The 15,118-nt window shown below is 60.7% G+C and carries 14 protein-coding genes and 1 tRNA gene; 8 read left to right on the top strand and 7 right to left on the bottom strand.

Translation table 11 applies throughout. The features are described 5' to 3' along the window. The first annotated feature begins 5 nt into the window (after positions 1 to 5). From AC07SU_RS22145 to AC07SU_RS22160, 4 genes are all read left to right on the top strand, one after another. Positions 6 to 359 (top strand): gamma-glutamylcyclotransferase family protein, encoded by a 354-nt coding sequence (locus AC07SU_RS22145; RefSeq protein WP_494998239.1) that lies wholly within the window; start codon positions 6 to 8, stop codon positions 357 to 359. Positions 360 to 460: 101 nt separating this feature from the next. Next, complete coding sequence (locus AC07SU_RS22150) at positions 461 to 796, top strand: hypothetical protein (protein WP_016973626.1); 336 nt, start codon at positions 461 to 463, stop codon at positions 794 to 796. 69 nt (positions 797 to 865) lie between these two features. Continuing rightward, positions 866 to 1,906, top strand: a complete 1,041-nt coding sequence (locus tag AC07SU_RS22155) for a DMT family transporter (protein WP_494998240.1) — start codon at positions 866 to 868, stop codon at positions 1,904 to 1,906. 49 nt (positions 1,907 to 1,955) lie between these two features. Then, the gene (locus AC07SU_RS22160) at positions 1,956 to 2,333 is read left to right on the top strand and encodes a c-type cytochrome (RefSeq protein WP_494998267.1); all 378 of its coding nucleotides are present in this window, start codon (positions 1,956 to 1,958) and stop codon (positions 2,331 to 2,333) included. A gap of 108 nt (positions 2,334 to 2,441) precedes the next feature. Here the strand turns inward: AC07SU_RS22160 and AC07SU_RS22165 are convergent. Beyond that, a tRNA-Ser gene (locus AC07SU_RS22165) sits at positions 2,442 to 2,531 on the bottom strand. A 321-nt stretch (positions 2,532 to 2,852) separates the two neighbouring features. Here AC07SU_RS22165 and AC07SU_RS22170 point away from each other — a divergent pair. The 3 genes from AC07SU_RS22170 to AC07SU_RS22180 all read left to right on the top strand — a co-directional run bounded on the left by AC07SU_RS22170 (position 2,853) and on the right by AC07SU_RS22180 (position 5,596). Beyond that, positions 2,853 to 3,545: a crotonase/enoyl-CoA hydratase family protein gene (locus tag AC07SU_RS22170; RefSeq protein ID WP_494998241.1), complete on the top strand. Its 693-nt coding sequence runs from the start codon at positions 2,853 to 2,855 to the stop codon at positions 3,543 to 3,545. Positions 3,546 to 3,759: 214 nt separating this feature from the next. Next, entirely contained in the window at positions 3,760 to 4,503 is a 744-nt protein-coding gene (locus AC07SU_RS22175) for a 1-acylglycerol-3-phosphate O-acyltransferase (RefSeq protein WP_494998242.1), read from the top strand. Between the two features lie 121 nt (positions 4,504 to 4,624). Continuing rightward, entirely contained in the window at positions 4,625 to 5,596 is a 972-nt protein-coding gene (locus AC07SU_RS22180) for a magnesium and cobalt transport protein CorA (RefSeq protein ID WP_176997882.1), read from the top strand. Positions 5,597 to 5,626: 30 nt separating this feature from the next. Here the strand turns inward: AC07SU_RS22180 and AC07SU_RS22185 are convergent, their stop codons facing one another. The 3 genes from AC07SU_RS22185 to AC07SU_RS22195 all read right to left on the bottom strand — a co-directional run bounded on the left by AC07SU_RS22185 (position 5,627) and on the right by AC07SU_RS22195 (position 9,936). Beyond that, entirely contained in the window at positions 5,627 to 6,352 is a 726-nt protein-coding gene (locus AC07SU_RS22185; protein ID WP_176997883.1) for an amidotransferase, read from the bottom strand. Between the two features lie 214 nt (positions 6,353 to 6,566). After that, positions 6,567 to 8,714, bottom strand: coding sequence for a 3-hydroxyacyl-CoA dehydrogenase NAD-binding domain-containing protein (locus AC07SU_RS22190; protein ID WP_494998243.1), 2,148 nt, complete (start codon positions 8,712 to 8,714; stop codon positions 6,567 to 6,569). Positions 8,715 to 8,730: 16 nt separating this feature from the next. Next, the gene (locus tag AC07SU_RS22195) at positions 8,731 to 9,936 is read right to left on the bottom strand and encodes an acetyl-CoA C-acetyltransferase (RefSeq protein WP_494998244.1); all 1,206 of its coding nucleotides are present in this window, start codon (positions 9,934 to 9,936) and stop codon (positions 8,731 to 8,733) included. 648 nt (positions 9,937 to 10,584) lie between these two features. Here AC07SU_RS22195 and AC07SU_RS22200 point away from each other — a divergent pair. Then, positions 10,585 to 11,391: a c-type cytochrome gene (locus tag AC07SU_RS22200; protein WP_494998245.1), complete on the top strand. Its 807-nt coding sequence runs from the start codon at positions 10,585 to 10,587 to the stop codon at positions 11,389 to 11,391. Between the two features lie 151 nt (positions 11,392 to 11,542). Here the strand turns inward: AC07SU_RS22200 and AC07SU_RS22205 are convergent, their stop codons facing one another. From AC07SU_RS22205 to AC07SU_RS22215, 3 genes are read right to left on the bottom strand one after another with little or no spacing between them, the layout of a single operon-like run. Continuing rightward, on the bottom strand, positions 11,543 to 12,346 hold the full coding sequence (locus AC07SU_RS22205; RefSeq protein ID WP_494998246.1) for a transglutaminase family protein: 804 nt from the start codon (positions 12,344 to 12,346) through the stop codon (positions 11,543 to 11,545). Continuing rightward, positions 12,343 to 13,293, bottom strand: a complete 951-nt coding sequence (locus AC07SU_RS22210; protein ID WP_494998247.1) for an alpha-E domain-containing protein — start codon at positions 13,291 to 13,293, stop codon at positions 12,343 to 12,345. The genes AC07SU_RS22205 and AC07SU_RS22210 overlap by 4 nt, the downstream gene beginning before the upstream one ends. Positions 13,294 to 13,297: 4 nt before the next feature. Further along, positions 13,298 to 14,707 carry a circularly permuted type 2 ATP-grasp protein gene (locus AC07SU_RS22215; protein ID WP_176997889.1) on the bottom strand — a complete coding sequence of 470 codons (1,410 nt, stop codon included), beginning with the start codon at positions 14,705 to 14,707 and terminating at the stop codon, positions 13,298 to 13,300. Positions 14,708 to 15,118 lie beyond the last annotated feature (411 nt).

The raw sequence follows: 15,118 nt of genomic DNA on the forward strand, positions 1-15,118 counted from the left end.
TAGAAATGGAACGCTCCACCGCCTACCCCGAACTGCTGTTTTCCTACGGCACCTTGCAGGACAAGGCCGTACAACTCGCCAACTTCGGGCGCGAACTGGCCGGGCAGCAAGACGCGATGCTGGGCTACGCACAAAGCTGGGTAGAAATCACCGACCCCGCCGTGTTGGCCACCAGTGGCAAGACTCACCACCCGATCGTGGCACCCACCCACGAGCAAGGCGCCAGCGTCGAAGGCATGGTGTTTCAGATCACCGCCCAAGAGTTGGCGGCAGCCGATGCCTATGAAGTATCGGACTACAAGCGCGTGGCCGTGCCGTTGGCATCGGGGCTCACGGCCTGGGTGTACGTGAAGGCGTGAAGATGAAACTTTCGGGGCAATGATTTCAATCTGCCACTTCGGCGATTAAAGTGGCGCGCTTTCGAGAATTGGATCTCGATTTTTTGCCCATGGAGTTACCCGTGAAGTACATCAGTAAAGTCGCTGCAGCCGCCGTTCTTGGTTTTGCCCTCGCTGGCTGCACCGGCACCGCCATCAAGTCCCCGCAGTACGACAGCAACCAATACACCGTTCTGGGCCACAGTGAAGCAAGCGCCACCGGTATCATGCTGTTCGGCATCATCCCGATCGGCCAGAACAGCCGTTTCGTGCGCGCTCAAGACGCCGCCATCAAGGCCAAGGGCGGCGATGCGCTGATCAACACCCAAGTGCAGGAAAACTGGTTCTGGGCCTGGGTACTCAGCGGTTACACCACCAAGATTTCCGGTGATGTGATCAAACTGAAAACCGCGCAATAAATAGACCGCCGCCAGGGTTTTAACCCCGGCAAGCGACGTATCATGGGCTATGACTCTCGAGGATGGCCCATGAACCTCAGCATCGTTTACGCCCTCGCAGCCGCCGCTCTGTTCGGCGCCAGCACCCCACTGGCCAAAAGCCTTGGCCTGGGCCTCTCCCCCATACTCTTGGCCGGCCTGCTCTACCTGGGCAGCGGCATCGGGCTCACCGGCGTACGCCTCCTGCGGGATCGCGGCTGGAAACCCACCGGACTGACGCCCTCCGAATGGCCCTGGCTACTCGGCGCCATTGCCTTCGGCGGCATCCTCGGGCCCGTCGCGCTGATGGTCGGCCTCACCCGTACCGCAGGCGCCACCGCCTCCCTGATGCTCAACCTTGAATCGGTACTCACCGCCGTCATCGCCTGGCTGGTCTTCAAGGAAAACGCCGACCGCCGCATCGTGCTTGGCATGCTCGCCATCATATTGGGCGGCGTGGTGCTGTCCTGGTCCGACGGCGGCGGCAACAGCCATGACTGGACCGGCCCGTTTGCCGTGGCCCTGGCCTGCCTGTGCTGGGGCATCGATAACAACCTGACGCGCAAGGTCTCGGCGTCAGACGCCCTGTTTATTGCCGGCGCCAAAGGCCTGATCGCAGGGCTGGTGAACACCAGCCTGGCGCACTACCTCGGCGCGCAAATACCGGTGACGGCGCAACTGCTGCCGCTCCTGCTGGTGGGCTTTCTGGGGTACGGCATCAGCCTGGTCATGTTCGTATTGGCACTGCGCGGGCTGGGCAGCGCGCGCACCGGCGCCTACTTCTCCACCGCCCCTTTTCTCGGCGCTGCGGTGGCCTTGCTAGTGTTGGGTGAGTCGGTTTCCGTGGCGTTCTGGATTGCATCGGCACTGATGGCCGTGGGGGTGTGGCTGCACCTGACCGAGCGACATGCCCATGAACACCAACACGACGCTACGGAACATGGCCATCGGCATGTGCATGACGAACATCATCAACATGAACACGGGTTTGAATGGGACCCGGCGCAGCCCCACAGCCATGTGCACGTGCACAGCCCGTTGCGGCACAGTCATGCGCATTTTCCGGATGTGCATCATCGGCATCGGCATTGAGGCGCTTTTTCTCGATTCAACTTCGGCTTATTCACAAGACCTTATAACAATGAAAATACTGTTCGCCGCTTCGTTGGGGCTTATGTCACTGGCCCAACCTTCACTGTCCTTTGCAGACAACCTGAATGGCAAGACGATCTACCTGCAGCGCTGCGCCATGTGCCACGGTGCCGATATCAAGGGCACAGGGCCGCTGGCCAATAAGAGCAACCCACCGACGCCAAACCTGACGACGCCTGCGTTCAAGCAGCGGCTGAATGACTACCCGGGGGTGATTGTTTCGTCGGTGATACTTCGTCCCAATGGGGACTTGATTCCGAGGACGTTGCGGGAGAATGGGGTGAAGGTGGCGCCGTTCGCGTGGACGGTTAAGGATTTTCGGGATTTGAATGAGTATATGGTGGGGGGGATTTCCAGGAGTCGGTGACTGCTGGATAGGGGAATGGCGTTGATATGGGGGGAGGCATTCCGGACGCCAGAAACCACAAACCCCCGATCTTCTCAAGGAAAATCGGGGGTTCGTGTTTACTTAATGTGGCGGTGAAGGAGAGATTCGAACTCTCGATACAATTTCTTGTATACACACTTTCCAGGCGTGCTCCTTAAGCCACTCGGACACTTCACCGTATCTCGTCAAACCAGTTCAGTCTGTCGAGGCGCGCTAATGTAGTCGAAAGCCTTTCTGATGGCAAAGGTTTTTTTCAGAATTTTCATGCGGTTAGCAGGTTATGCCGGCGTACGCCCGGCAAGTGGCGGTGATTCTGCCATTCTCAGGCTTGTGTGGCACGCGTCTGGGGCGGCTGTTGGGCCCTGCCCTAGGCTGTCTGGCAGCGAGCAGGCGGGAAAAGTCTGACTGGGTAGTCAGTCACGGCGCTTTACCCGGGCAGGCGTGGTGGGTAACGTCTGCGCCTATGTCTCTATAACAAGTCCTACAAGGAACCGCGTCATGAGTGAGTTGATTGCTTACCACCTCGAAGACGGTATCGCGACCCTGACCTTGAGCAACGGCAAGGTGAATGCCATTTCTCCGGCGGTGGTCAGTGCGTTCAATGAAGCGCTGGACCAAGCGGAGAAAGACCGCGCGGTGGTGGTGATCACCGGCACGCCGGGCATTCTGTCCGGTGGGTATGATTTGAAAGTGATGACCGCCGGCCCTAAAGAAGCCATCGGCCTGGTGACCTCCGGCTCGACGCTGGCACGTCGCTTGTTGTCGCACCCGTTCCCGGTGATCGTGGCGTGCACTGGGCATGCGGTAGCCAAGGGGGCGTTCCTGCTGTTGTCGGCGGATTATCGGATCGGTGTGGAAGGCCCGTTCAGCATTGGCCTGAATGAAGTGGCGATCGGCATGACCATGCACCACGCAGGGATCGAGCTGGCGCGGGATCGCCTGAGCAAGGCGGCGTTCCAGCGCTCGGTGATCAATGCCGAGATGTTTGACCCGCAAGGTGCCGTGGGCGCCGGCTTCCTCGATAAGGTGGTCGCCCCCGAGGAGCTGCACGCAGCCGCCCTGGAAGCCGCGCGGCAGTTGAAGAAGATCAACATGAACGCCCACAAGCACACCAAGCTGAAAGTACGCAAAGCGCTGTTGGACGCACTGGATGACGCGATCATTCAGGACCAGGGCCACATCCTGAGCTAAGCCCCTACTGCAATCACAGCAAAAGCCCGGCCCTGCGTCGGGCTTTTTCTTACAAATAAACCTGATCCTTCCTTAGCCGCTCTAGCCGGGCCATATCGGCACATGTTGAAACATGTGCTCAAACATCGCCTATCTCCTACGTCTGTAGGGGCAATTGCCGAATACAGTGCACATCCGTACACTGCGCCACCTTTTGTCCCGATGGGCCGTGTCGATGCTTTTTCTGTTACGTATGTTGTTGATGGGCTTGCACTTTATGGTGGCGGGCGTGTTGGGCGTGCTGCTGGGCGTGTGCCGGCCGTTCAACCCGGATAACAGCCGCCTGTGCGCGCGCCTGTATGCGTTGCCGGCCATGTGGATACTCGGGCTGAACGTAAAGGCCGATGTGGATTCGCTGCGCAACAAGCCCGGCACGTGCGTCGTCATCGCCAACCATCAGTCCAACTATGACCTGTTTGTGTTCGGCACCGTGGTGCCCCACCGCACCGTATGCATTGCCAAGAAAAGCCTGAAATGGGTGCCGCTGTTCGGCCAATTGTTCTGGCTGGCGGGCAATGTGCTGATCGACCGCGGCAATGCGCACAAGGCGCGCCGCGCGATGCTCACCACCACTCACACCTTGCAGCATGAAGACACCTCGATCTGGGTGTTTGCCGAAGGCACGCGCAACCTGGGCAAGGGCCTGCTGCCGTTCAAGAAAGGCGCGTTTCATATGGCGATTGCGGCCGGTGTGCCCATCGTGCAGGTGTGCGTGAGCAACTATGTGAATCACATGCAGCTCAATCGCTGGAACAGTGGTGATGTGCTCATACGTTCTTTGCCGCCGATTCCTACCAACGGGATGACGTCGGATGACATTCCCGCTCTGCTGCAGGCGTGTCAGGTGCAGATGGCGGAATGTATTGCGCAGATGGATGCGAGTGTTGCGCGGGAGAGTTGTGAGGCGCGGGTTGTTTGAGATTGGAGGGAGATAAGTGGGCCGGCGCGAGCAAGCTCGCTCACTACAGGTTGTAACAATTGAACTCGCTTCGGGCTAAGCTGCCAGACACCTGTCCCCCTAATAAGAAGCGATCTGCACCATGGGTAGAGTTGTTGCGGCCGCCGTCTACAGCGCCGGTAAGAAAGTCACTGATATCACCCTGGACGAAGGCGCGGCCTGGGCCGCCAAACCCGACCACTTTGTATGGATCGGCCTGGAAGAACCCAACGCCCAGGAGCTGGCCAACCTGCAACGCCAGTTCAACCTGCATGAACTGGCCATCGAAGATGCCCTGGAAAAACACAGCCGGCCGAAGCTGGAAACCTTCGGTGATGCGCTGTTCATCGTCACCTACTCACCGGTGCGCGAGAACGGCAAGCTGGTGTTTATCGAAACCCATATCTTTGCCGGCAACGGCTACATCATCACCGCACGCAACGGCCACTCGGCGTCCTACGGCTACGTGCGCCAGCGTTGTGAAGCGCGACCGCTGCTGCTGGAACATGGGGAAGATTTCGTACTGTATGCACTGCTGGATTTCGTCACCGAAAACTACCAGCCGGTGAGCGAGGCAATCCACGCCGAGATCGACGAGCTGGAGCGCAACGTGCTGTGCAACTCGCTCAACGAAAACGATATCCAGAACCTCCACGGCCTGCGCCGCGACGTGTTGCGGCTCAAGCGTTATGTGGCGCCGATGGTGGAGATCAGCCAGGAATTGCAGAAGCTGAGCTTCCCGTTCATCGACAAGAACATGCGCCCGTACTTCCGTGATGTGCAGATCCACGTGACACGCCAGATGGAAGACCTCACCACCCTGCGTGACATCGCCAGCCAGACCATCGAGATCGGTGTGCTGCTGGAGGCTTCGCGCCAGAGCGTGGTGCAGCGCAAGTTCGCCGCGTGGGCGGCGATCCTCGCGTTCCCCACGGCAGTGGCGGGGATTTATGGGATGAATTTCCAGAACATGCCCGAGCTGCAATGGCACTACGGCTATTTTGCGGTGCTCGGGTTTATTGCGGTGGGCTGTACGGGCTTGTGGGCCAGTTTCAAGCGGTCGGGGTGGTTGTAAAACGTTGCCGACGCACGACCGCCATCGCGCTTAAGCTGTGGCTTCGGGTTTGTGGGCCACGAAGCGCATCATCCACTCCGCCACGGTTGCGCCGTGGTGGTCACGTTCCAGGCTGGCGACGCCGTGGGTGTAGACCTTCTCACCCAGGGTTGTCTGAAGTATTTCCAGCAGTTCGCGGGAATAGTCGTGGATGAACTCCGGGTGGCCCTGGAAGCACAGCACCTGGTCTTCGATGTGGTAGGCAGCGTACGGGCAGAAATCGCTGGAAGCGATCACCGTGGCGTTGTCCGGCAGCGTGGTGACCTGGTCCTGGTGGCTGATCAGCAGGGTCAGTTCTTCCACCACCGGGCTCATCCACGGGGCCTTGGCGTTCAGTTTGTAATCATGGATGCCCATGCCCCAGCCTTTGCTGGCGCGCTCGGTCTTGCCGCCCAGCAACAGCGCCAACAGTTGATGACCGAAGCAAATCCCCAGCAGCTTGTCGCCACGCGCATAGCGCTCGAGCAGGTAAGTCTTGAGGGTCTGGATCCACGGGTCGGTGCCGAAAGAATCGGCCTTGCTGCCGGTCACCAGGTAGGCATCGAACACTTCATCGTCCGACGGGTATTCGCCCTGCACCACGTTGTAGACAACAAAGTCAGCAGCAATCGGTTGCTTGGAAAACAGGCGCTTGAACATCTGCCCGTACCCTTGGTACTGATCGATCAAACCTGGACGCAGGATATCGGTTTCCAGGATACAGACGCGTAGCGACATAAAAAATACCTGACACTGTGATGGGAATAATGCACACCCCAGAGCCTGCCTTGAAACACCCCTTCAAGGCAAGTCCGCCAAGCGACGACCTGTAGGAGCGGGCTTGCCCGCGATGGCGACATTTCAGCCGACAAACAGGTTGGCTGATACACCGCTTTCGCGGGCAAGCCCGCTCCCACAGGGGTTATGTAGTGCTCACGCCATGGCGTTTCGGTCAGGTGAATATCTGGCCCTGGGCAGCTTTTTCAAGTAGCAAGGCCGGGGGGTTGAACCGTTCGCCATATTGCTCGGCCAGGTAACGCGCACGGGCGATGAAATCGTTCAGCCCGTATTGGTTTATGAACTGCAACGCGCCGCCACTCCACGCAGCAAAACCGATACCGAAGATCGAACCGACGTTGGCATCGGCCGTGGACATCAACACGCCCTCCTCAACACAACGCACGGTTTCAATGGCCTGGATAAACAGCAAACGGTCGCGCACATCCTGCGGCGAGATCTGCTGGTCGGCGCGTTCAAAGCGGCTTTTCAGCTCCGGCCACAGGTGCTTCTGCCCGCCATTGGGGTACTCATAAAACCCGCCACCCGCCGCCTTGCCCAAGCGCTTGTATTCATTGACCAACAGGTCGATCACCGCCGTCGCCGGGTGTGCCGGCATTGCCTTGCCTTCCGCCTGCAGGTCCTTGGCGGTTTGCTGCCTTATATGGCTCATCAGGCTGAGGGACACTTCATCCGAGACGGCCAGCGGTCCCACCGGCATGCCGGCCTTGCGCGCTTCGGTCTCGATCATCGGCGCGGCCACGCCCTCGCCGAGCATGGCAATGCCTTCGTTGGTGAAGGTGCCGAACACCCTTGAGGTGAAGAAACCCCGGCTGTCATTGACCACGATCGGGGTTTTCTTGATTTGCAGGACGAAATCAAAACCTCGGGCCAGGGTTTCGTCGCTGGTCTGGGCGCCCTTGATGATTTCCACCAGCGGCATCTTGTCGACCGGGCTGAAGAAATGCAGGCCGATGAACTTGGCTTGATCCGGCACGGCCTTGGCCAAGCCGCTGATGGGTAACGTGGAGGTATTGGAGGCGATCACGGCATCAGCGCCAACCACGCTTTGGGCGGCAGCCGAGACTTTTGCCTTGAGTTCACGGTCTTCAAACACCGCTTCGATGATCAGGTCGCAACCGGCCAGGTCGGCGTCGGCGGCAGTGGGAAGAATCCGCGCCAGGATGATTTCCCGCTGCTCGGCGGTCATTTGCCCACGGCTGACCTTCTTGTCGAGCAGCGCCGCCGAGTGCGCCTTACCCTTTTCAGCGGCGGCCAGGTTGATGTCCTTGAGCACCACGTCGACGCCGGCACTGGCGCTAACGTAGGCAATGCCCGCGCCCATCATTCCGGCACCGAGCACGCCGACTTTGCGCGTGACATAGGGCGCAACACCTCTGGGCCGCGAGCTGCCGGCGTTGATTTCGTTGAGCTGGAACCAGAAGGTGCCGATCATGTTCTTCGCCACTTGCCCGGTGACCAGCTCGGTGAAGTAGCGGGTTTCGATCAGGTGCGCCGTGTCGAAATCCACTTGGGCCCCCTCCACGGCGGCACAGAGGATTTTCTCCGGCGCGGGGAAACAGCCCTGGGTCTTGCTGCGCAAAATCGACGGCGCGATGGCCAGCATCTGCGCGACTTTCGGGTTGGACGGCGTCCCGCCCGGCAGTTGATAGCCCTTGCCGTCCCACGGCTGTTTCGCCTCCGGGTTCGCGAGAATCCACGCCCGGGACTTGGCCAGCAACTCATCACGATCGGCTGCCAATTCTTGAATCAAGCCAGCTTGCAGCGCTTGTTGGGGCCGCACTTTTTTGCCTTCCAACAAATACGGCAAGGCTTTTTCCAGCCCCAGCAGGCGCACCATACGCACTACCCCACCGCCGCCCGGCAACAGGCCCAAGGTGACTTCCGGCAACCCCAGCTGTGTGGATGTGGCATCCAGCGCGACCCGGTAATGGCAGGCCAGGCAGATCTCCCAGCCGCCACCCAGTGCGGCGCCATTGATCGCGGCCACTACCGGTTTGCCGAGGGTTTCCAGGCGGCGCAACTGCGCCTTCAGCTCCAGCACACCATCGTAGAATTCCTTGGCGTGGGCCTTGTCGACCTTGATCAACTCATTGAGGTCGCCACCGGCAAAAAACGTCTTTTTGGCCGAGGTGATGATCACACCGGCAATACCGTCCTTTTCCGCCTCCAGACGCGTGAGCGTGGCCGCCATGGCCTCGCGGTAAACGCCGTTCATGGTGTTGGCGCTCTGGCCGGGCATGTCGAGGGTCAGCACCACGATCTGGTCCTGGCCTTTTTCGTAACGAATGGCTTGGGTCATAACAGGTTCCTTGGGCTCAGAGCCGTTCGATGATGGTGGCGATGCCCATGCCACCGCCGACACACAGGGTGGCCAGGCCGTAGCGCTGCTGGCGGGCTTCCAGCTCGTCGAGCAAGGTGCCGAGGATCGCGCAGCCGGTGGCGCCCAACGGGTGGCCCATGGCGATGGAGCCACCGTTGACGTTGACTCGCGCAGCGTCAATGCCCATATCCTTGATGAACTTGAGCACCACCGAGGCGAACGCTTCGTTGACTTCGAACAGGTCGATGTCCTCGACCCGCAAACCGGCCTTGGCCAGGGCTTTGCGGGTGGCGGGCGCCGGGCCGGTGAGCATGATGGTCGGGTCGGTGCTGGTGACCGCCGTGGCAACAATGCGCGCCCGCGGTTGCAGGCCCAGTTCGCGGCCTTTCGCTTCGGAGCCGATCAGCATCAGCGCGGCGCCATCGACAATGCCGGAGCTGTTGCCCGGCGTGTGCACATGGTGGATGCGCTCCACATGGCTGTAGACCCGCAATGCGGTGGCGTCGAAGCCCATCTGCCCCATCATTTCAAAGCTGGGCTTGAGTTTGCCCAGGCCTTCGAGGGTGGAGTCGCCGCGGATGAATTCGTCATGGTCCAGCAGCACGATGCCGTTCTGGTCCTGCACCGCGATCAGCGATTTGTTGAAAGAACCGTCTGCACGCGCCCTGGCGGCTTTCTGCTGGGACTGTAGGGCAAAGGTATCCACGTCCTGGCGCGTGAAGCCTTCCAAGGTGGCGATCAGGTCGGCGCCGATGCCCTGGGGCGTGAAGTGGCTGTGCATATTGGTGTGCGGGTCGAGCACCCAGGCGCCGCCGTCGCTGCCCATGGGCACGCGGGACATGGACTCGACGCCGCCCACCACCACCAGATCTTCAAAGCCGGAGCGCACCTTCATGGCGCCCAGGTTGACCGCCTCCAGGCCCGACGCGCAGAAACGGTTGATTTGCACCCCGGCGACACTGATGTCCCAGTCCGCCACCAGTGCGGCGGTCTTGGCGATGTCGGCACCCTGGTCGCCCACCGGGGTGACGCAGCCCAGGACAATGTCATCCACTTGGCGCGTGTCTAGGTCACTGCGTTGGGCCAGCGCGGTGAGCAGGCCGGCCACCAGGTTCACCGGCTTGACGCTGTGCAGGGCACCGTCCGCCTTGCCTTTGCCACGGGGCGTGCGTATCGCATCAAAGATCAAAGCTTGGGTCATGACGTCCTCTAACCGCTGTGCATGTGTGCCCCTACCTTAGGCCCGATTGACACAGTTTCAATGACGGATGCGCTCATTGCTTTTGACCCCCACGCTCGGACGAACGGTAGGCTGCGGCGGTAATTGCTTGATTAATCGTTTTAGCTGTCTAGCCAAGGGTCTGGCGCCAAGATGGCGATAGGCCTCATTCCGTTTTTAGCGCAAATGCTGATTAGCTGATATGAAATGGATCTAAGCCACGCAGAACGAGGGCTCTAAGGTTGAATCTGTAAGGAGCTGCTGCCGGGTTTTGCTGGAGCAGCTGTAAGAAAAGTGCAACGTCACATCGCGATACTGAAATAAACCGGCACGCATTTGACGCTCAGGAATAACAACAAAAGGCAGTCAGCCATGTTCAAGCATACGAAAGTTCGTCAGGCGGGACTTATTCTGTTCGCCACCACACTGATTCTGATCTTGCCCAACTTAACCAAGGTTATTGGGTGATACACCGATCCCTACATTCCGTGCACACACAGCACCAGGACTGCAGCTTTTGGCAGCACCTGCCGGGACATTGCGCATAGCGGTCCCGTTGCAGGGGCTGTCTTTTTGCGCGCAGATTTCCGGTATCGTGAGCCCCACCGCCACTTCACACCGGGCTCTCTCTTGAAAACCACCCTTGCCGCTCTCGCCTTGCTGCTGGCCTTGCCGGTTTCAGCTGCGCAATTGACCATCGAGCTGGACCACACCACCAAGACCTGGCAAACCGCCGACCTGCTCAAGCTGCCCGACGCGCAGACAGTGCAGGTCGCGGATGACGTTTCCTACAAGCGCGACATGACCTATCGCGCGGTGCCGTTGGCGGTGCTGCTGCCGGGTCTTGAGCCCCAGAACCACCTGCAAGCTGTTGCCCTGGATGGGTTCGCCGCCGAACTCGCTGCCGCGCCACTGCTGCAAAAAAGCGGCGCCCGCGCCTGGCTGGCGGTAGAAGACCCGGCCCACCCGTGGCCTGCGCTGGCCGACGGCAAACCCAGCGCCGGGCCGTTTTACCTGGTGTGGACCGACCCGCAGGCCGGCCATATCAGCCCCGAGCAATGGCCGTTCCAGATCTCCGGGATCAAGCAGTTGAAGACGGTTGCCGAGCGCTTTCCCGCGCTGCTGCCGGACCCAAAGCTGGCCGCCAATGATCCGATCAATCAAGGCTTTGCGCTGTTCCAGAAAAACTGCCTGGCTTGCCACCGCCTCAATGGCGCAGGCGACGCGCAGGTGGGGCCGGACCTGAACATCCCCTACAACCCCACCGAGTATTTCGGCGGCGACTTCCTCAAGCGGTATATCCGCGACCCGCAGAGCCTGCGGCATTGGCCGCAGGCGAAGATGCCGGCGTTCGCGTCCAGCGTGCTGCCAGACAATGAGCTGGATTTGTTGGTGGGGTATTTGAAGCATATGGCTGGCCGCAAGCAGCAACCCTGAGCCCAAGCACACATCAATTGTGGGCGCTGGCTTGTGTGGAAGCTGGCTTGCCTGCGATGGCATCACCTCGGTGCATCTGTTGTACCGAGGCGTCTGTATCGCGGGCAAGCCCGGCTCCCACACAACCCAGCTCACATTAGATCTACGTCGCCTATTGCTGCTGGACTGAAATGACCGGCGTTGGCGCCACAAATACCTTGGCATGCATCTGCTCATGCCCGCCGCCACGGCGCATGCCGCGTACCGGGCAGGCGTCGAGGTAATCCAGGCCCACGGCCAGCTTCAAATGCCGTTCCGGGCGGGCCAGTTGATTGGTCACGTCGAAGCTGTACCAGGCGTCATCCAGCCAGGCTTCGGCCCAGGCGTGGCTGGCCAGGTGCGCGCTGTCTTCGCTGTACAAATACCCCGACACATACCGCGCTGGAATCCCCAGGCTGCGGGCGCAGGCCAGGAATGCATGGGCGTGGTCCTGGCACACCCCCGCCCCTCCCGCAAAGGCCTGACCGGCGCTGGTGTCGACTTCAGTAGCGCCCGGCGTGTAAACCATCGCCTGGTTGAGCCCATGCATCAAGTCGATCAGTGCCGTGCGGTCACGACGCTGATGACAGTGCTGCTCGGCAAACCGGCGCAGGGCGTCATCGGGTTCGGTCAGGCGTGTGCTGCGCAAGAACGGGAAAGCCGATTGGCTCTCGTGTTCGGCCTCGCGCAACTCGTCGATGTCGACCTGGCCCCGAGCGCCAATGATGATGGCGTCGTGGGGTTCGTCCAGGGTCAGCACATGCAGGATATTGCCGAACGGGTCCACCTGGGCGCGCACGGGGCGCGGCAGGTCGAGCTGCCAGCTGAGCACGTGCTGACGCTCGCTGTCGTGGGGCGTGAGGCGCAGGTACTGGATGCTCGCACGCACCTGGTCCTCGTAGTGGTAGGTGGTTTCGTGGCTGATGGAGAGTCTCATGCGGCCTCCAGGTAGGAACTGTAGATGGCGTCGCCCAACTGGCGCACCAAAGGGATAAAGTCGGTCAGCCAGGCGTGCAGGCCTTCCTCGAGGATTTCGTCGATGGCCGTGAAGCGCAAGCGCGCGTCCATCTCGGCCGCCAAACGTTGAGCCGGCCGACCATTGAGGCCGGGCAGGCTGGCGAGGATCTGATCGATCTCCTCACTGCAGGCACGCAGCGAACGGGGCACATCGGCGCGCAACAGCAACAATTCGGCGACTTGGCGGGCACCGGGTGCATCACGGTAGATCTCGGTGTACGCCTCGAACGACGACAACGCCCGCAACAATGCACTCCACTGGTAGTAGGCGTGGGCGGTGCCGTCAGTGACTGCGGCTGCCTGGTCGCCGGCCATTTCGTAGCGCGCATCCAATAGACGCAAGGTGTTGTCGGCTCGTTCAATAAAGGTGCCCAGGCGAATAAAACGGAAGGCATCGTTGCGCATGATGGTGCCGTAGGTGGCACCGCGAAACAGGTGCGAACGCTCCTTGACCCACTCGCAGAAGCGGCTCATGCCGTAGCGGCTGAGGCCCTGCTGGGCGATATCGCGAATATCCAGCCAGGTGGCGTTGATGTTTTCCCACATGTCGGCGGTGATTCTCCCACGCACCGCATGAGCGCTGGCCCGCGCAGCCCCGAGACAGCTGTAGATGCTGGCGGGGTTGGCCGCATCCATCGCAAAAAAGTGCAGCAGGTGTTCGGCATGCAGTTCGCCATGGCGTTCGCGGTAATCATCCAGCGTGCCGGTGATCAGCAAGGGCATGGCCAATTCGTGCAGGCCGTCGCCGTGCCCGTCCTGGGGCATCAACGACAGGGAATAGCTGACATCGAGCATGCGCGCGAGGTTTTCCGCACGCTCCAGGTAGCGCGACATCCAGTACAGGTCGGAGGCAGTTCTACTCAACATGGCATCAGTCCTCCACCACCCAGGTGTCTTTGGTGCCGCCGCCCTGGGACGAGTTGACCACCAGCGAGCCTTCGCGCAAGGCCACGCGGGTCAGGCCGCCCGGCACCACGCGGGTTTCCTTGCCGGACAAGACGAACGGGCGCAGGTCGATGTGGCGCGGCGCAATGCCGTTTTCGACGAAGGTCGGGCACGTGGACAAGCACAAGGTGGGCTGGGCGATATAGGCATGGGGCTTGGCCTTGATACGCGCACGGAAGGCTTCGATCTCCGCCGCCGTGGACGCCGGGCCCACCAGCATGCCGTAGCCACCGGAGCCCTGGGTTTCCTTCACCACCAGGTTCGGCAGGTTGGCCAGCACGTGGGACAGTTCGTCAGGCTTGCGGCATTGGAAGGTAGGAACGTTCTTCAAGATGGGCTCTTCGTCCAGGTAAAACCGGATCATCTCGGTGACGAAGGGGTACACCGACTTGTCATCCGCCACCCCGGTGCCAATGGCATTGGCCAGCACCACGTTGCCCGAGCGATACGCAGCGAGCAGGCCGGGCACGCCCAGCATCGACTCCGGGTTGAAGGCCAGCGGGTCGAGGAACGCGTCGTCGAGGCGACGGTAAATCACATCCACCGCCTTGGGGCCGTCAGTGGTGCGCATGAACACGCGGTCATCGCGCACGAACAGGTCGGCGCCTTCCACCAGTTCCACGCCCATTTCCCGGGCGAGGAAGGCATGCTCGAAGAACGCGCTGTTGAAGCGGCCCGGGGTCAGCACCACCACGCTGGGGTTGTCCAGGGGGCTTGAGCTTTTCAGTGTGTCGAGCAGCAGGTTGGGGTAATGGTCGATGGGCGCGATGCGCTGGGCAGCGAACAGTTCGGGGAACAGGCGCATCATCATCTTGCGGTCTTCGAGCATGTAGCTCACGCCGCTGGGGGTGCGCAGGTTGTCTTCCAGCACGTAGTAAGTGCCGTCGCCATCACGTACGAGATCGACCCCGGAAATGTGGGAATACAGATCACGGTGCAAGTCCAGGCCTTGCATCGCCAACTGGTATTGCTCGTTGGCCAGCACCTGTTCGGCGGGAATGATGCCGGCCTTGATGATGCGTTGTTCGTGGTACAGGTCGGCAAGAAACATGTTCAGCGCCTTGACCCGTTGAATGCAGCCACGCTCGACAACCCGCCATTCACTGGCCGGAATGCTGCGCGGGATGGTGTCGAAGGGAATCAGGCGCTCGGTGCCCTGCTCGTCCCCGTAGAGGGTGAAGGTGATTCCGGCGCGGTGAAACAGCAAATCGGCTTCGCGCCGGCGCTGGGCCAGCAATTCAGCCGGGGTTTCGGCCAACCATCGGGCGAACTCGCGGTAATGGGGGCGAACCTGCCCTGCCCCATCGTACATTTCGTCGTAATAAGTGCGGATCATGCCGTACTCCTTGTCACCCGGACGCAAGAACCATCGCAAGGCCCGTGCCAGCGGCATAAACACTTTAAAATCAGTGAGTTGAATTAATGCGAGGCACGCGTCGCACCGTCCTGGTGCGCAGAATGCCCGGCGCCATGACGCACGCTTCATCGCAATGCGGGCTTTGGCTATCAACAGCATAGTCAGAGTTGATTTCACTGCCCGGTGAAGCGTGCGGATAATCACCACCATCTGCTGAACAGGACTCGTCCTACAGCTTCAACCCTTGCGCAATCGGTACCGTGGTACTTCGTGTACCGACCGGCTCCTCCGGTCTTCCCTTTAGGCCACCCTTCTTAGGGTGGCTTTTTTTTGCGCCGCGAAATTGTTGGGGGCAGTCATATCGGGGAGGTATAAACAAAAACGGCCGAC

This window comes from Pseudomonas sp. GW821-FHT05H12 (assembly GCF_059419385.1).